The following is a 16283-nucleotide window of genomic DNA, read 5'->3' as shown; positions in this document are numbered from 1 at the left end:
CATGGAAGCCTTCACCACCCACACCGGCCGGGCCGTCCCGCTGCGCCGCAGCAACGTCGACACCGACCAGATCATCCCGGCCCACTGGCTCAAGAAGATCACCCGCGACGGCTTCGAGGACGGGCTCTTCGAGGCCTGGCGCAAGGACCCGGAGTTCATCACGAACCGTCCGGAGCGCGCGGGCGCGACCGTCCTGATCGCCGGTCCCGACTTCGGTACGGGCTCCTCGCGCGAGCACGCCGTCTGGGCCCTGCAGAACTTCGGCTTCAAGACGGTCATCTCCTCCCGCTTCGCCGACATCTTCCGCGGGAACTCGCTGAAGAACGGCCTGCTGACCGTGGTCCTGCCGCAGGAGACCGTCGAGCGGCTGTGGAAGCTGACCGAGGCCGACCCCACCGCCGAGGTCACGGTCGACCTGGTCGACCGCCAGGTGCGGGCCGAGGGCGTCGAGGCGGAGTTCGAACTCGACGACAACGCCCGCTGGAGGCTGCTGGAGGGGCTGGACGACATCTCCCTCACCCTTCAGAACGAAGGGGACATCGCGACCTACGAAAGCGGCCGTCCGGCCTTCAAGCCGCGCACCGTCAGGGTCTGATTCCAGCCTGATCAGCGCTTATTCGCCTTCGGGTGATCGCATGGGCAACACTGTGCCCCCCGCCTTCCGGTGGGGGGCACAGGCGTTTGTTGAGGCCCCGTGAGGCGACAACTCGCCCCAGATGGCACAATCTGTGCATGGAACGCGACAGTCAACTCGAGCTCTACGAGCTCGTCGCGGACCGGCTGAAAGAAGCACACACACGGGTGCGCTCACTGCAAGTCCCGGAGGGCGTAAGGATGGCGCTGTCCCGGAAGCTGTTGGTCGTCACGGCCGCGGCGAAGCACGATCTCGCCGATGCGGCAAGGCGCCTGGACAGGTTGATGAAGGACCTCGACGAGGGTCGATTCCCTGAAGGCGACTGATGCGAAGGAACTCCGTAACGGCCTACAGCGTTGCGGCACTAGGGTGATTAGCCCGTTTCGTGTTTGATTTGCGGTATATATCCGCCTAACGTGCGAAATAAGCTTGAACACATTCGTTCTGGCGAAGTCTCCGAAGGGGAAGACGTTGAACAAGGCGCAGCTCGTAGAAGCGATTGCCGACAAGCTGGGCGGCCGCCAGCAGGCCGCGGACGCTGTCGACGCGGTACTGGACGCGATCGTCCGCGCTACCGTCGGGGGCGACCGGGTCTCGGTCACGGGCTTCGGCTCGTTCGAGAAGGTCGACCGTCCGGCCCGCTACGCCCGCAACCCGCAGACGGGTGAGCGCGTCCGGGTCAAGAAGACCTCCGTTCCCCGCTTCCGCGCGGGCCAGGGCTTCAAGGACCTGGTCAGCGGCACCAAGAAGCTCCCCAAGGGCGGCGAGGTCTCGGTGAAGAAGGCGCCCAAGGGCAGCCTCACCGGGGGCGGCGCTTCCGCGACGGTCAAGAAGGCCGCGGCGAAGAGGGCCACCACCGCCAAGAAGACGGCGGCCAAGACCGCCGTCGCGAAGAAGACCACGGCGAAGAAGTCCACCGCCACCGCCAAGAAGACCGCGGTCAAGAGCACCGCCACGGCGAAGAAGGCGACGGCCACGGCGAAGAAGGCCACGGGCACCACCGCCACCGCCAAGAAGGCGACCCCCGCGGCGAAGAAGACCACCGCCACCGCGAAGAAGACCGCCCCGGCGGCCAAGAAGGCCACCGCCGCGACGAAGGCGCCCGCCAAGAAGACGGCGACGCGCAAGGCCACCGCGAAGAAGACCACCGCCCGCAAGAAGTAAGGGCACGAGTCACACACGCCGGGCCGGCTTCCCCCGCGGGGGAAGCCGGCCCGCGGTGCGCTCCGCGCACGCCGGACGGAACTCCGTCCGGCCGCCGCTCAGAAGGTCTGCAGCGTGACCAGGGTGATCCGCAGCTGCGCGCCCGCGCCGTCCGTCTCGATCCGCACCCGCTGCCCCGGACGCAGCAGCCGCAGCCCGCCCGCGTCGAAGGCCGGGGCCTCGAAGGGCACCGGGGTGCCGTCGTCCAGCAGCACACTGCCGCTGCGGGTCTCGGAGTCGTACGTGTACGCGGTCGCCTGCATACGGGCACTGTATCGGGCGGTGTACCGGCCCACGCCGAGGGTGAGGGCCGTCCTGAGGTCCTGCGCGGTGTCCACGTCCCGGCGCACGCTGTCCACGTCCCGCAGGCCGATTTCCACCGCCCCCGACGCCGAATGGCGGGCCCGCGACCGGCCGCCGAACGCGGGGGACAATTCGGCGTCCGGAGCGGCGGAAAGCAGTGTCGTGCCGATTCCGGCCGCATCCGCCAGAAATGCCCGGGGAAATGCCGATGCGTTGTCGAGCACGCGTAGCAATTCGCCGGGGCGCAGGGCGGGCAGGTCCGCGTTCATCGCGGCCACCGCCGCCGCCGGCCGGGCCGCGCGCACCGCCCGCGCCCCGTGGGCCAGGGCCGCGTTGAGCCCGGCCCCGGGCGCGTCCGCAACGATCCGCGCACCCAGCCGGGCCAGTTCCGCGGCGGCCCCGGCGTCGTCCGTGACGACCACCACATCGGCGACGGCCGCGCAGGCCAGCGCCGCCGCAACGGTGTCCTGGGCGAAGGCCAGCGCGAGCCCCGGGCGGGACGCGCCCACGGCCGCCGCGAGACGGCTCTTGGCCGCTGCCAGCGGCTTCAGCGGGACCACCAGGCTCCAGACGGCGTTCGTGGCCGCTCCCCTTCCCTACGGCGCGCTCCGGCACGGCCTTCTGCCATGGCCAGGTCATGGCCGGGTCATGTGTCGGCCCATTGTCGCCTCAAGCCGGTCCACCCGGGAGCCCGGTGCCCCGGGCGGGGCGTACGGTGTTCTCGACAGGGACCGGGCCCGCAGCGACACTTGCCCGGCTGTCGAGGTGCCCGCGCCGCGCACCTGTCCTAGAGGAAGGTGTCCGAGTGTCCCGCCGCAGAATCGGCTTCTGGTACCGCCTGGCCGCGGTCATCGCGAAACCGCCGCTGACAGTGTTCTTCAAGCGGGACTGGCGGGGAATGGAGCACATTCCGGCCGAGGGCGGCTTTATCACCGCGGTCAATCACAACTCGTATCTGGACCCGCTCTCCTACGCGCACTTCCAGTACAACACCGGCCGGGTGCCGCGATTGCTGGCGAAGGCGGCCCTCTTCAAGGTCCCCTTTGTGGGAGCGATCCTCCGCGGGTCCGGGCAGATCCCCGTCTACCGGGAGAGCACCAACGCCCTGGACGCATTCCGCGCCGCGGTGGCCGCGATCGAACGCGGCGAATGCGTCGCCTTCTATCCCGAGGGCACCCTCACCCGCGACCCCGACATGTGGCCGATGGCCGGCAAGACCGGCGCCGCACGTGTCGCACTGATCACCAGGGCCCCCGTCATCCCGGTGGCCCAGTGGGGCGCGAACCTCGCGATGCCGCCCTACGCCACGGAGAACAAGGTCCGGTTGTTCCCGCGCAAGACCCTCCAGGTCCTTGCCGGGCCGCCCGTGGACCTCTCCGCCTTCTACGACCGGGAACCCACCCCGGACGTCCTGAAGGAGGCCACCGAGGTCATCATGGCGGCCATCACCGCGCTGCTGGAGGACGTGCGGGGCGAAGCCGCCCCCGAGCAGCCGTACGACCATCGCAAGGCCAGGGAACAGCAGCGGCGCAAAGCCGCGGGGGAGGGCAAGAAGTGACTCGCGCCGTGAAGGCCACCGTCTTCGGAACAGGCTCCTGGGGCACGGCCTTCGCCATCGTGCTCGCCGACGCCGGCTGCGAGGTGACCCTGTGGGGCCGCCGCCAGGAGCTGGTCGACGCCATCAACACGGGGCGGACCAACCCGGACTACTTCCCCGACGTCGAACTCCCCGCGGGCCTGCGGGCCACCACCGACCCGGCGCAGGCCGCGGCCGCCGCCGACTTCACCGTCCTCGCCGTCCCCTCCCAGACCCTGCGCGGCAACCTGGCCGCCTGGGCGCCGCTGCTGGCCCCCGACACCGTGCTCGTCTCCCTGATGAAGGGCGTCGAACTCGGCACCACCAAGCGGATGAGCGAGGTCATCGAGGAGGTGGCCAAGGTCCCCGCGGAGCGCGTCGCCGTGGTCACCGGACCCAACCTGGCCCGCGAGATCGCCGCCCGGCAGCCCGCAGCCTCCGTCGTGGCCTGCGTCGACGAGGACGTGGCCCGCCGCCTCCAGGCCGCCTGCCACACCCCGTACTTCCGCCCGTACACGAGCACCGACGTCATCGGCTGCGAGCTCGGCGGCGCCGTCAAGAACGTCATCGGGCTGGCGGTCGGCATTGCCGACGGCATGGGACTGGGCGACAACACCAAGGGGTCCCTCATCACCCGGGGCCTCGCCGAAGCCACCCGGCTGGGCCTGGCGATGGGCGCCGACCCGCTGACCTTCTCCGGCCTCGCCGGCCTCGGCGACCTGGTCGCCACCTGCTCCTCGCCCCTCTCCCGCAACCACACCTTCGGGATCAACCTGGGCCGGGGCATGACGCTGGAGGAGACCATCGCGGTCACCAAGCAGACCGCCGAAGGGGTCAAGTCCTGCGAGTCGGTGGCCGATCTGGCCCGGCGCCACGGGGTCGACATGCCGATCACCGACACCGTCGTGGACATCGTCCACCACGGCAAGCCCACCCTGGTCGCGCTCAAGGAACTGATGGGACGCAGCGCCAAACCGGAACGCCACTGACTCCAATCCGGACGTCTGAGCGGGTACTCTCGTGGCGATATGAGCAGCGAGAACCTCCCCCAGACCCCTGAGCAGCAGGGCCGCAAGCCCCGCGTGGCCGTCGTGTTCGGCGGCCGCAGCTCGGAACACGCCATCTCGGTCGTCACCGCGGGCGCCGTGCTGCGTTCCATCGACCGCTCCACGTACGAGGTGCTGCCCATCGGCATCACCACGGACGGCCGGTGGGCACTGACCGCCGACGAGCCCGAGCGGATGGCCATCGCCGACCGCACGCTCCCCGACGTCGCGCAGCTCGCGGACTCCGAGGAGGGCTCCGTCGTGCTCTCGGTCGACCCCGCCACCCGCGAGGTCCTCTACACCGAGCCGGGCGCCGTGCCCAAGGCCCTGGGCGAGGTCGACGTCGTCTTCCCCGTACTGCACGGCCCCTACGGCGAGGACGGCACCCTCCAGGGCCTCCTGGAGCTGTCCGGCATCCCGTACGTCGGCTCCGGCGTCCTCGCCTCGGCCGTCGGCCAGGACAAGGACTACATGAAGCGGGTGTTCACCTCCTTCGGGCTGAAGGTCGGCCCGTACGTGACCATCCGGCCCCGCGCGTGGGAGTCCGACCGCGAGGCCGCCCGCGCCACGATCCTGGACTTCGCCGCCGAACACGGCTGGCCGCTGTTCGTCAAGCCCGCCCGGGCCGGCTCCTCGATCGGGATCACCAAGGTCGAGGACGCCGCCGGCCTCGACGCCGCCGTCGAAGAGGCCCGCCGGCACGACCCGAAGATCATCGTGGAGGCGCTGCTGCGCGGCCGCGAGATCGAGTGCGGGGTCCTGGAGTTCGAGGACGGGCCGCGCGCCAGCGCCCCCGCCGAGATCCCTCCGGTCTCCAGCCACGACTTCTACGACTTCGAGGCGAAGTACATCGACTCCGCCTCCGGGATCGTGCCGGCCCCGCTCACCGCGGAGCAGACCGCCGAGGTGCAGAGGCTCGCGATCGAGGCCTTCGAGGCCGCGTCCTGCGAGGGCCTGGTGCGCGCCGACTTCTTCCTCACGGAGGACGGCAGCTTCGTGATCAACGAGATCAACACGATGCCCGGCTTCACCCCCATCTCCATGTACCCGCGGATGTGGCAGGAGTCCGGCATCGAGTACCCGGAGCTGGTGGACCGCCTGATCCAGGCGGCACTGCGCCGCTCCACCGGCCTGCGCTAGACCGGCCCCGGACACAGCAGCGACCGCCCGCCGGGATGCCCGGCGGGCGGTCGCTGCCGGGTGGGGGCCCGTACCGCGGGCCCGGCGGGCGGATCAGTACGAGGAGATGCCCTCGGGCACCGTCTCGGCGATCGCGGCGGACAGCCCGACCAGCATCCCCGCGTCCGTGGCATGCTCCTTGTCGACCAGGACCTCCGTGTACGCCGTCCGCATGCCGGTGACGAACCTGAACCCGCCGTCGGACCGCTTGTCCAGCAGCCAGGCCACGTCGTTGACGTGGACGCCCTCCTGGTCCGGATCCAGCATCTCGGGGGGCTTGGGGACACCGCACCGCAGTACGATCGCCGAGCCGCCCCACGCGGCGGTCAGAGAGCTCTGCGGTTCGGTCCGGGTCCGCTCCAGGCCGGCCACCGTCTCGGGGAGCTCCTCGTGCAGTGCTCTGCACAGCTCTGCCACGGCGGCGGGCGGCGTGGGCGGGGGATCGATCCGGGCCGTGGGACTGCCCGGGGCACAACCCGCGAGGGCGGCCAGCGCCGTCGCGGCGGGCAGGACCAGGACACGCAGGGGCCGGCGGTGGAGGGACATCACCGGCCCAGAGTAGACGGGGGCTACAGATGGACCACCGGGCAGGTCAGGGTGCGGGTGATCCCCTCCACCTGCTGGACCTTGGCGACGACCATGCGGCCGAGTTCGTCCACGGTGTCGGCCTGGGCGCGCACGATCACGTCGTACGGCCCCGTCACGTCCTCGGCCTGGATCACCCCCGGGATCTGCCCGATGGACTCGGCGACGAACGACGCCTTGCCCACCTCGGTCTGGATGAGGATGTACGCCTGTACCACGGAACCTCCAGGGCGGCCACGAGGATCATTTCCCCTAACCTTCGGGTGGACCCCACACGAGGGACAGGGCCGGGGGAAGAAGGGACGCCACGGTACCGCGTCGGTGCGCGCCGCGGGGAGACCCGCGGGCGAGGCGCCGCGCACGGCGGGGCGTACGGAGAGCAGAAGTTGACGTATCTGTTGACGGTACCCAGAGCTGTGACGGCTCGCGACCGCAAGCGGACTGGGCAAGAAGGGGCACAGCGATGAAGGGCACTGTGGGCGAGCTGGGGGAGTTCGGGCTGATCCGTGAACTCACCTCACGGCTCACCACCACCCCGGCGGTCCGGCTCGGACCGGGCGACGACGCCGCGGTCGTGTCGGCCCCCGACCGGCGGGTCGTGGCGAGCACGGACATCCTCCTGGAGGGACGCCACTTCCGGCGCGACTGGTCCACGGCCTACGACGTCGGCCGCAAGGCCGCCGCGCAGAACCTCGCGGACATCGCCGCCATGGGCGCGGTCCCGACCGCGCTCCTGCTCGGCCTGGTCGTCCCGGCCGAACTGCCGGTCACCTGGCCGACCGAGCTGATGGACGGCATCCGCGACGAGTGCCAGGTCGCCGGCGCGGCCGTGGTCGGCGGGGACGTGGTCCGCGGCGACACCATCACCGTCGCGATCACCGCCCTGGGCGACCTGCGCAACCACGAGCCCGTCCTGCGCTCCGGTGCGCAGCCCGGGGACGTCGTCGCCGTCACCGGCTGGCTGGGCTGGTCCGCGGCCGGCTTCGCCGTGCTCTCGCGCGGCTTCCGCTCCCCGCGGGCCTTCGTGGAGGCGCACCGCCGCCCGGAGCCCCCGTACCACGCCGGCCCCGCGGCCGCCGGGCTGGGCGCCACCGCCATGACCGACGTCAGCGACGGCCTGATCGCCGACCTCGGGCACATCGCCGAGGCCAGCAAGGTGCGGATCGACCTGCGCACGGCGGCCGTCGACATCCCGACGCAGATGCACGACATCGGACAGGCCGTGGGAGTGGACCCGCTCCAGTGGGTGCTCACCGGGGGAGAGGACCACGCGATCGTGGCGACCTTCCCGCCGGACGTGAAGCTGCCGGCCCGCTGGAAGGTCATCGGCGGGGTGCTCAACCGCTCCGCGCTGCCCCAGGTGACCGTGGACGGCGCCCCCTGGGCCAGCGTCGGCGGCTGGGACCACTTCGGCGCCGACCCGGTGCCCGAGGAGCACCCGCGGTGAGCGCCGCCCCGCCGCTGTGCCTGACCGTCGCCGGATCGGACTCCGGCGGCGGCGCGGGCATCCAGGCCGACCTGAAGACGATGATGGCGCTCGGCGTGCACGGCATGAGCGTGGTGACGGCCGTGACGGCGCAGAACTCGCTCGGCGTACGGGGAGCCTGGGAACTGCCCGCCGAGGCCGTGACGGCCCAGTACCGGGCCGTGGTGGACGACATCGGGGTGCGGGCCGTGAAGACCGGCATGCTCTCCTCGGCCGTGCTGGTCGAGACGGTCGCCGAACTGCTCGCCGGGACCCCGGTCCCGGCCGTCGTGGACCCCGTGGGCGTCTCCAAGCACGGGGACGCGCTGCTCGCCGCCTCCGCGCTGGACGCCGTGCGCAGCGAACTGCTCCCGCGGGCCACCGTGGCCACCCCCAACCTCGACGAGGTGGCGCAGCTCACGGGCGTGGTCGTGCAGAGCGAGGACGACATGCGCCGGGCTGCCGATGCGGTGCTCGGCTACGGACCGCGCTGGGCGCTGGTCAAGGGCGGCCACCTCGCGGCGCACCGCGGCGAGGCCGTGGACCTGCTGACCGACGGGACCCGGGAGCAGTGGCTGCGCGCGCCCCGCCACGACAACCGGCACACCCACGGCACCGGCTGCACCCTCGCCGCCGCGATTGCCGCGGGTCTCGCGAAGGGGCTGGACGTCCCGCAGGCCGTCACCGCGGCCAAGGACTACGTCACGGGGGCGATAGCCGCGGGCTTCGCGCTGGGCGGGGGCATCGGCCCCGTGGACCACGGCTGGCAGGGCCGCTGACCGGCGGCTCCCCGGACGTTGCGGACAAGGCAAAAGGCCGGTTCACCAGAGGTGAACCGGCCTTCTTGGCAACCGGAAAGGGCTGCGCTACGACGGGAGGCGTCAGCGCGAGACCTTGCCGGCCTTGATGCACGAGGTGCAGGCGTTGAGGCGCTTCGGCGTCCCATTGACCACGGCACGGACGCGCTGGATGTTCGGGTTCCAGCGACGCGAGGTGCGGCGGTGCGAGTGGGAGATGCTGTTGCCGAAGCTCGGCCCCTTGGCGCAAACGTCGCAGTTGGCAGCCACAGGTCACTCCAAAGACTTCAGGTGCAATTACAGTGAAACCGGCGCACCGGATTCAAGAATCTGAAGTGGCTTGCCGGGGGAATGGCCCGATTCTCATCGGGCAACCGGAGCAGCATACAACGTCCGCGCCGGTCCAAGAAAACTACCACGGCTGCCGCCGCCCCCGCCCCGAGGTCCGGACGCCCCGGCAGCCCTTGGTTACCCTGCGGTGAACCCTGGCCCGCACAAGGAGGAACGCACGGTGCCGCACGCGCCCCAGCCGCAGCCCGCCCACGAGCTCGACGCCGCAGCGGTGCGCACCTGGAGCTCCCTGGCCGTGGCCGCGCTGGGCCGCGCCCGCGAGGACATCGACGCGATCAACGTCTACCCGGTCGCCGACGCCGACACCGGGACCAACCTCTACCTGACCGCCGAGTCCGCCGACCACGCCCTCACCGCCGCCTTCGAGGTCGCCGCCCGCACCGCCGTCCCGGACGTGACCGATGCCACCGGGGAGACCTCCCTGGCCGAGGCCGTACGGGCCTACGCGCACGGCGCCCTCGTCGGCGCCCGGGGCAACTCCGGGACGATCCTCGCGCAGCTGCTGCGCGGGGTGGCCGACGTGCTCGGGGACGAGCCCGCGGGTCGCGGGCCCGGCCGGCTGCTGGCCCAGGCGCTGACCCGGGCCGCGGAATCGGCGTACGCGGCCGTCGCGCACCCGGTGGAGGGCACCATGCTCACCGTCGCCACCGCCGCCGCCCGGGCCGGCGAAGCCGCCGGAGCCGCCGCCGGGACCGCCGCGGACGTGGCCCGCGCCGCCTACGACGGGGCCCGCTCGGCCCTGGCCGAGACCCCGGGGCAGCTGGCCGCGCTGGGCCGGGCCGGGGTGGTCGACGCCGGGGGCTGCGGGCTGGTGGCCGTCCTGGGGGCCCTCTTCCAGGCCCTGTCCGGCCAGGAGCCGGCCGCCGAACCGGTGCGCGGCCGGGCCGTGCCCGTACCGCAGACGCCCGAGCCCTGCGCGAGCGAGGACGGGCCCGCCTACGAGGTCGTCTACCTGCTGGAGGCCTCCGACGAGGCCGTCGGGGAACTGCGCCCGCGGCTGGACCGGCTCGGCGACTCCCTCGTCGTCGTCGGCGGCGACGGGCTGTGGAACGTCCACGTGCACGTCGACGACCCCGGCGCGGCCGTGGAGGCCGGCGTGGCCGCCGGCCGCCCCTACCGGATACGCATCACCCACTTCGGCGACGAGCGCCGCCGGGCCCGCGGCGAACGCACCCAGCGGGCCGTGGTCGCCCTGGTCCCCGGCGAGGGCCTGGCCGGGCTCTGCGCCGAAGCCGGCGCGACCGCCGTGCTGGTGCGCCCCGGCGAACTCCCCGCCGTCCCCGAGCTGCTCGACGCCATCCGGCGCGCCCACGCCCGCGAGGTGGTGCTGCTGCCCGGCGCCGCCGAGCTGCGGGCGGCCGCCGCCGCGGCCGCCGAACGGGCGCGCGCCGACGGCGTACGGGTGGCCGTGGTCCCCACCCGGTCGGCGGTCCAGGGCCTGGCCGCCCTCGCCGTGCACGACCCGGACGGCAGCTTCGACGAGGACGTGGTCGCGATGACCGCGGCGGCCGGAGCCACCCGGTACGGGGAACTGGCCGTCGCCGAACGGCAGTCCTTCACCTCCGCGGGCATCTGCCAGGCCGGCGACGTGCTCGGCCTCATCGACGGGGACGTCGCCGTCATCGGCGCCGGCCTCCCCGAGACCGCCGAAGCCGTCCTGGAGCGGATGCTCGGCTCCGGCGGCGAACTCGTCACGCTGGTCCTGGGGCCCGAGGTCCCCGACGCCCTCGCCGAACGCCTGGAGGCGTACGTCCAGCACGGGCACCTCGCCGTGGACACCGTCACCTACCGCGGCGGCCGGTACTCCGCCCCCCTGCTCATCGGGGTGGAGTAAGGGGTCGGGACGCGGGCCTGTCACCGCCATGGTGTGCAATGGAGGCCGTGCCCGCGCTCGACGAAGACCTCAAGAAGATCCTCGGCCCCGCCACCGCCAAGGTGCTGGCCGACCAGCTCGGCCTGCACACGGCCCTGGACCTCGTCCACCACTACCCGCGGCGGTACGCGGAGCGCGGTGAGCTGACCCCGCTGGCCGAGCTGGCGGACCAGCTCGACGAGCACGTGACGGTCGTCGCCCAGGTGGCCGACGCACGGATCCTGACCTTCAACGGCGGCCGGGGCAAACGGCTGGAGGTCACCATCACCGACGGCAGCGGCCGCCTCCAGCTCGTCTTCTTCGGCGCGGGCGTCCACAAGCCGCACAAGGACCTGCTGCCCGGCACCCGCGCGATGTTCGCGGGCAAGGTGGGCATGTTCAACCGCAAGCTCCAGCTCTCCCACCCCGCCTACGAGCCGCTGGGCACCGACGCGAGCGACCAGGACGCGGCCGCAGCCTTCGCCAACCAGCTGATCCCGATCTACCCGGCCTGCGCCAAGCTGGAGTCCTGGAAGATCACCAAGTGCGTGGACGCCGTGCTGCCCCGCGTCCAGGACGTCGTGGACCCGCTGCCCGCCGCACTGCGCGAGGGCCGCTCCCTGGTGCCCCTCACCGAGGCCCTGCTCAAGATCCACCGTCCGTCCGCCAAGACGGACGTCGAGGACGCCCGCCAGCGCCTGAAGTGGGACGAGGCCTTCGTCCTCCAGGTCGCCCTGGCCCGCCGCCGGCACGCCGACTCCCAGCTCCCGGCCGTCCCCCGGCGCCCCGCCCCCGGCGGACTGCTCGACTCCTTCGACGCCAAGCTGCCCTTCACCCTCACCGAGGGCCAGCTGAAGGTCTCCAAGGAGATCTTCGACGACCTCGCCACCAGCCATCCCATGCACCGCCTCCTCCAGGGCGAGGTCGGCAGCGGCAAGACCATGGTCGCGCTGCGGGCGATGCTCGCGGTCGTGGACAGCGGAGGGCAGGCCGCGATGCTCGCCCCCACCGAGGTGCTCGCCCAGCAGCACCACCGGTCCATCACCGAGATGATGGGCGAGCTGGCCGAGGCCGGCCTGCTCGGCGGGTCCGACCAAGGCACCAAGGTGGTCCTGCTGACCGGCTCGATGGGCATGCCCGCACGCCGCCAGGCCCTCCTCGACCTGGTCACCGGCGAGGCCGGGATCGTGATCGGCACGCACGCCCTGATCGAGGACAAGGTCCAGTTCCACGACCTCGGCCTGGTCGTCGTCGACGAACAGCACCGCTTCGGCGTGGAGCAGCGCGACGCCCTGCGCTCCAAGGGCAAACAGCCGCCGCACCTCCTGGTGATGACGGCGACCCCGATCCCGCGCACGGTGGCGATGACCGTCTTCGGCGACCTGGAGACCTCGGTCCTGGACCAGCTGCCCGCCGGCCGTTCCCCGATCGCCACCCACGTGGTGCCCGCCAAGGACAAACCGCACTTCCTGGCCCGGGCCTGGGAGCGGGTCCGCGAGGAGGTCGGGAACGGCCACCAGGCGTACGTGGTCTGCCCGCGCATCGGCGACGGCGAGGACGAGCCCAAGAAGAAGAAGGCCGCCGAGGAGGACGGGGACCGGCGCCCGCCGCTGGCCGTCCTGGAGACGGCCGAGCAGCTGTCCCGCGGCCCGCTCGCCGGGGTGCCGGTCGAGGTGCTGCACGGCCGGATGGACCCGGCCGACAAAGACGCCGTCATGCGCCGCTTCGCCGCCGGCGAGACCAAGGTGCTGGTGGCCACCACCGTCATCGAGGTCGGGGTGAACGTGCCGAACTCCACCGTGATGGTGGTCATGGACGCGGACCGGTTCGGCGTCTCCCAGCTGCACCAGCTGCGCGGCCGCGTCGGCCGCGGGTCCGCGCCCGGCCTGTGCCTGCTGGTCAGCGAGATGCACGAGGCGAGCCCCGCCCGCGCCCGGCTGGCCGCGGTCGCCGCCACCCTGGACGGGTTCGAGCTGTCCCGGATCGACCTGGAGCAGCGCCGGGAGGGCGACGTCCTCGGCCAGGCCCAGTCCGGGGTGCGCTCCTCGCTGCGGATGCTCGCCGTCATCGAGGACGAGGAGGTCATCGCCGAGGCCCGGGAGGAGGCCACCCGTACCGTGGCCGCGGATCCCGAGCTGGCCGGCCTGCCGGGCCTGCGCACCGCCCTGGACGCCCTGCTGGACACCGAGCGGGAGCAGTACCTGGAGAAGGGCTGACAATGGGGGGACCCGTTGTCCCCGCAGACCGAAGGACCTTCCAGATGACCCGCGTGATCGCCGGCAGCGCCGGCGGGCGACGGCTGGCCGTGCCCCCCGGCACCGGCACCCGGCCGACCTCGGACCGGATGCGCGAAGGGCTGTTCTCCACGTGGGAGTCGCTGCACGGCCTCGACGGAGCCCGGGTGCTCGACCTGTACGCGGGCTCGGGCGCCGTCGGACTCGAAGCCCTCTCCCGCGGGGCCGGCCACGCCCTGCTGGTCGAGAGCGACCCCCGGGCCGCGCAGGCCGTCCGCGAGAACATCAAGGCGCTGGGCCTGCCCGGCGCCGAGTTCCGGCCCGGCAGGGCGGAGCAGATCGTGGCGGCCCGGCCGGGCGGGGAACCGTACGACGTGGTCTTCCTGGACCCGCCGTACGCCGTCAGCCACGACGATCTTGGGGAGATCCTCCTCACACTCCGGTCCAATGGCTGGCTCACCGGCGATGCGCTCGTCACCGTGGAGCGCAGCACCAGGAGCGGCGCGTTCCCGTGGCCGCAAGGCTTCGACCCGCTCCGGTCGCGGAAGTACGGCGAGGGCACCCTTTGGTACGGTCGCGCCGCCTTCACCAGCGAAGACTCATGATGACCGCACCGGAGAGCGAGGGACTTCAGTTGCGCCGCGCCGTCTGTCCGGGGTCGTTCGACCCCATCACCAACGGACACCTCGACATCATCGGCCGGGCCTCCCGGCTCTACGACGTGGTCCACGTCGCCGTGATGATCAACCAGTCCAAGCAGGGGCTGTTCACCGTCGAGGAGCGGATCGAGCTGATCCGCGAGGCGACCGCCGACTACGGGAACATCGAGGTCGAGTCCTTCCACGGACTCCTCGTCGACTTCTGCAAGCAGCGGGACATCCCCGCCATCGTCAAGGGCCTGCGCGCCGTCAGCGACTTCGACTACGAACTCCAGATGGCCCAGATGAACATCGGGCTCTCGGGCGTCGAGACGCTGTTCGTGCCGACCAACCCCACCTACAGCTTCCTGTCCTCCTCCCTGGTCAAGGAAGTGGCCGCGTGGGGCGGCGACGTCGCCCACCTGCTGCCCGCGCACGTGCATGCGGCGCTGCTGGAGCGGCTGCCCGCCCGCTGACCTCCTGACGGGTCGTCAGCCGGTGTCGGCGACCCGGCCGGTGGCCCTACAGTCGTCCCGTCCGTCTCGGGAACCGCCCGAGGCCGAGAGAGTGCGAGCCCCCATGGACGTGCAGAAGAAGCTCGACGAGATCGTCGCGGCCGTCGCCGGCGCCCGGTCCATGCCCATGTCGGCCTCCTGCGTGGTCAACCGCGCCGAGCTGCTCGCCCGGCTCGAAGAGGTCCGCCAGGCGCTCCCGGGCTCGCTCGCACAGGCCCAGGAGCTCATCGGCGGCCGGGAGCAGCTCGTCGAGGAGGCCCGCCGGGAGGCGGACCGGATCATCGAGTCCGCCCACGACCAGCGGGGCTCGCTGATCTCCGACACGGAGGTCGCGCGCCGCTCGCAGGCCGAGGCGGACCGGATCCTCGCGGACGCCCGCAGGGAGGCCGAGGAGATCCGGGCCGAGGCCGACGACTACGTCGACAGCAAGCTGGCGAACTTCGAGGTCGTGCTGACCAAGACCATCGGCTCGGTGGACCGGGGCCGGGACAAGCTCCTCGGCCGCGGCCCCGTCGGGGACGGCTACCAGCAGTACGGCGACGGGGGCGACCCGGACGCCCCCGAGCGCAGCCGCGACCCGCAGGTCCAGCGCGAGCAGGCCGACGCGTACGTGGACACCAAGCTGGCCACCTTCGAGGCCGTGCTCTCCAAGACCCTGGAAGCCGTCGGCCGCGGCCGGCAGAAGCTGCTGGGCCGGGTCCCCTCCGACGACCTCGGCGTGCACATGGCGGCCCAGGACGCGGCGGGGCAGTCCTCGCGGTCGGCCAGCGACGCGGACTTCCTGGCCGGGCTGGCGGACCCCGTCCCGGCCGCACCGGCGCCCGCCCCGGTCCCGGCGCAGTCCGGGCCCGCGTACGAGGACTACGCCGCAGCCGCCCCGCAGCCCTACGCGGCGCAGTACGGGGGCGGGCAGGACGGCTACGCCTACCCGGGCCACCAGGACCCGTACGCCGGCTACCAGCAGCAGCCGGACCCGTACGCGGGCTACCGGCAGCAGGACCCGTACGACGGCTACCAGCAGCAGGCGCCGCAGGAGCAGCAGCAGGGGCTCGACGAGACCAGCCTGTTCGACACGAGCATGATCAATCTGGACCAGCTGCGCCAGTACGAACAGGGGCGCTAGGGCCGGATTGGGCTCAGGGCGAAGCGGCGGGTATCCTGGCTGTTCGGTCGCGCGTATGCACCGCGATCCATGCTGCCCACATGTGGCGGAAACTTTGATCTTCAGCGATCTGTGAAAGCAGGAACGGCCCTGAATACCCGCCTCGACCACCACAACCCCTTCGTGTTCGACACGCACGAACTGGGTCGGCGTCCTGGTGCCATGCAGCGGCTGTCCCGTGAGATCGCGGCACCGGCGGACCTCGGTCTCGTCGGCGTCATCGGGGTACCGGAAGGCGCCCCGCTGAAGCTCAGCCTCCGCCTGGAGTCGGTCATGGAAGGGGTGCTTGTCACAGGCACCGTCCGTGCATCCGCGACCGGGGAGTGCGTAAGGTGTCTGGAGTCCGTGGAGCGCGAGCTCAAGGCGGACTTCCAGGAGATGTTCTCGTACCCTGACGCCGACGACCGGAGCCGCTCCAAGGCGGAACCGGCCGACGACGCCGAGGACGACGAGGACACGCTCTTCCTCGAGGACGGCTTGTTCGACCTCGAACCCGTGCTGCGTGACGCGGTGGTGCTCGCACTGCCGATGCAGCCGGTGTGCCGGGAGGACTGTCTCGGACTGTGCCCCGATTGCGGGCTCAGCCTGAACGACGACCCGGAGCACCACCATGACGCCGTCGACATCCGTTGGGCGGCACTGCAGGGACTCGTCGTGACCGATCAGGACGACGAGAAGGACAACATGAGCGGCACTGCGTCTGACGGAGTTCAGAGCGCCGCCGAGAAGCAGGAGAAGTAGCC

The 16283-nt window shown here is 72.1% G+C and carries 17 protein-coding genes and 1 pseudogene; 14 read left to right on the top strand and 4 right to left on the bottom strand.

The features are described from left to right. The first annotated feature begins 1 nt into the window (after nucleotide 1). The 3 genes from leuD (at nucleotide 2) to ACLJTM_RS02820 (ending at nucleotide 1798) form a co-directional block, all read left to right on the top strand. Nucleotides 2–595, top strand: coding sequence for a 3-isopropylmalate dehydratase small subunit (gene leuD, locus ACLJTM_RS02830; protein WP_411101711.1), 594 nt, complete (start codon nucleotides 2–4; stop codon nucleotides 593–595). Between the two features lie 137 nt (nucleotides 596–732). Continuing rightward, nucleotides 733–960 (top strand): hypothetical protein, encoded by a 228-nt coding sequence (locus ACLJTM_RS02825; RefSeq protein ID WP_030009267.1) that lies wholly within the window; start codon nucleotides 733–735, stop codon nucleotides 958–960. Between the two features lie 145 nt (nucleotides 961–1105). Then, nucleotides 1106–1798, top strand: coding sequence for an HU family DNA-binding protein (locus tag ACLJTM_RS02820; protein ID WP_411101710.1), 693 nt, complete (start codon nucleotides 1106–1108; stop codon nucleotides 1796–1798). Between the two features lie 305 nt (nucleotides 1799–2103). Here ACLJTM_RS02820 and cofC read toward each other — a convergent pair. Beyond that, nucleotides 2104–2703, bottom strand: a pseudogene (gene cofC / locus ACLJTM_RS02815) (2-phospho-L-lactate guanylyltransferase); the annotation flags it as partial. A gap of 242 nt (nucleotides 2704–2945) precedes the next feature. On the opposite strand from cofC, the gene ACLJTM_RS02810 reads away from it, so the two are divergent. The 3 genes from ACLJTM_RS02810 to ACLJTM_RS02800 are packed head-to-tail and all read left to right on the top strand — an operon-like array spanning nucleotide 2946 to nucleotide 5902. Next, nucleotides 2946–3698: a lysophospholipid acyltransferase family protein gene (locus tag ACLJTM_RS02810; RefSeq protein WP_411101709.1), complete on the top strand. Its 753-nt coding sequence runs from the start codon at nucleotides 2946–2948 to the stop codon at nucleotides 3696–3698. Then, nucleotides 3695–4705: an NAD(P)H-dependent glycerol-3-phosphate dehydrogenase gene (locus ACLJTM_RS02805; RefSeq protein WP_411101708.1), complete on the top strand. Its 1011-nt coding sequence runs from the start codon at nucleotides 3695–3697 to the stop codon at nucleotides 4703–4705. The genes ACLJTM_RS02810 and ACLJTM_RS02805 overlap by 4 nt, the downstream gene beginning before the upstream one ends. A 39-nt stretch (nucleotides 4706–4744) precedes the next feature. Further along, nucleotides 4745–5902, top strand: coding sequence for a D-alanine--D-alanine ligase family protein (locus ACLJTM_RS02800; protein ID WP_411101707.1), 1158 nt, complete (start codon nucleotides 4745–4747; stop codon nucleotides 5900–5902). 93 nt (nucleotides 5903–5995) lie between these two features. On the opposite strand, the gene ACLJTM_RS02795 is transcribed toward ACLJTM_RS02800, so the two are convergent. Continuing rightward, complete coding sequence (locus ACLJTM_RS02795; RefSeq protein WP_411102260.1) at nucleotides 5996–6487, bottom strand: DUF3515 domain-containing protein; 492 nt, start codon at nucleotides 6485–6487, stop codon at nucleotides 5996–5998. 23 nt (nucleotides 6488–6510) lie between these two features. After that, nucleotides 6511–6744 carry an Lrp/AsnC family transcriptional regulator gene (locus ACLJTM_RS02790; RefSeq protein ID WP_030028650.1) on the bottom strand — a complete coding sequence of 78 codons (234 nt, stop codon included), beginning with the start codon at nucleotides 6742–6744 and terminating at the stop codon, nucleotides 6511–6513. A 245-nt stretch (nucleotides 6745–6989) separates the two neighbouring features. Between ACLJTM_RS02790 and ACLJTM_RS02785 the strand changes: the two genes are divergently transcribed. Together ACLJTM_RS02785 and thiD are read left to right on the top strand one after the other, a co-directional pair. Next, nucleotides 6990–7973 carry a thiamine-phosphate kinase gene (locus ACLJTM_RS02785; RefSeq protein ID WP_411101706.1) on the top strand — a complete coding sequence of 328 codons (984 nt, stop codon included), beginning with the start codon at nucleotides 6990–6992 and terminating at the stop codon, nucleotides 7971–7973. Next, nucleotides 7970–8770 (top strand): bifunctional hydroxymethylpyrimidine kinase/phosphomethylpyrimidine kinase, encoded by an 801-nt coding sequence (gene thiD, locus ACLJTM_RS02780; protein WP_411101705.1) that lies wholly within the window; start codon nucleotides 7970–7972, stop codon nucleotides 8768–8770. Before ACLJTM_RS02785 ends, thiD begins: the two co-directional genes overlap by 4 nt. A 102-nt stretch (nucleotides 8771–8872) precedes the next feature. Here the strand turns inward: thiD and rpmB are convergent, their stop codons facing one another. Further along, on the bottom strand, nucleotides 8873–9058 hold the full coding sequence (rpmB, locus tag ACLJTM_RS02775; protein WP_073911113.1) for a 50S ribosomal protein L28: 186 nt from the start codon (nucleotides 9056–9058) through the stop codon (nucleotides 8873–8875). 241 nt (nucleotides 9059–9299) lie between these two features. On the opposite strand from rpmB, the gene ACLJTM_RS02770 reads away from it, so the two are divergent. The 6 genes from ACLJTM_RS02770 to ACLJTM_RS02745 all read left to right on the top strand — a co-directional run bounded on the left by ACLJTM_RS02770 (nucleotide 9300) and on the right by ACLJTM_RS02745 (nucleotide 16281). Further along, a complete protein-coding gene (locus tag ACLJTM_RS02770; RefSeq protein WP_411101704.1) occupies nucleotides 9300–10973 on the top strand; it encodes a DAK2 domain-containing protein in 1674 nt (557 codons plus the stop codon). Between the two features lie 38 nt (nucleotides 10974–11011). After that, entirely contained in the window at nucleotides 11012–13207 is a 2196-nt protein-coding gene (recG, locus tag ACLJTM_RS02765) for an ATP-dependent DNA helicase RecG (protein WP_411101703.1), read from the top strand. Nucleotides 13208–13251: 44 nt separating this feature from the next. Further along, nucleotides 13252–13830 carry a 16S rRNA (guanine(966)-N(2))-methyltransferase RsmD gene (rsmD, locus tag ACLJTM_RS02760; protein ID WP_411101702.1) on the top strand — a complete coding sequence of 193 codons (579 nt, stop codon included), beginning with the start codon at nucleotides 13252–13254 and terminating at the stop codon, nucleotides 13828–13830. A 29-nt stretch (nucleotides 13831–13859) separates the two neighbouring features. Then, nucleotides 13860–14339, top strand: coding sequence for a pantetheine-phosphate adenylyltransferase (gene coaD, locus ACLJTM_RS02755; protein WP_411102259.1), 480 nt, complete (start codon nucleotides 13860–13862; stop codon nucleotides 14337–14339). A 103-nt stretch (nucleotides 14340–14442) separates the two neighbouring features. Next, complete coding sequence (locus ACLJTM_RS02750) at nucleotides 14443–15501, top strand: DivIVA domain-containing protein (RefSeq protein WP_411101701.1); 1059 nt, start codon at nucleotides 14443–14445, stop codon at nucleotides 15499–15501. Nucleotides 15502–15570: 69 nt separating this feature from the next. Then, complete coding sequence (locus ACLJTM_RS02745; protein WP_411101700.1) at nucleotides 15571–16281, top strand: YceD family protein; 711 nt, start codon at nucleotides 15571–15573, stop codon at nucleotides 16279–16281. The last annotated feature ends 2 nt before the right edge of the window (nucleotides 16282–16283 follow it).

Source organism: Streptomyces sp. cmx-4-9, assembly GCF_046548835.1.
Classification (GTDB): Bacteria; Actinomycetota; Actinomycetes; order Streptomycetales; family Streptomycetaceae; genus Streptomyces.
The sequence above is the reverse complement of the archived record's forward strand: the minus strand, read 5'-3'. Positions and strand labels throughout refer to the sequence as shown.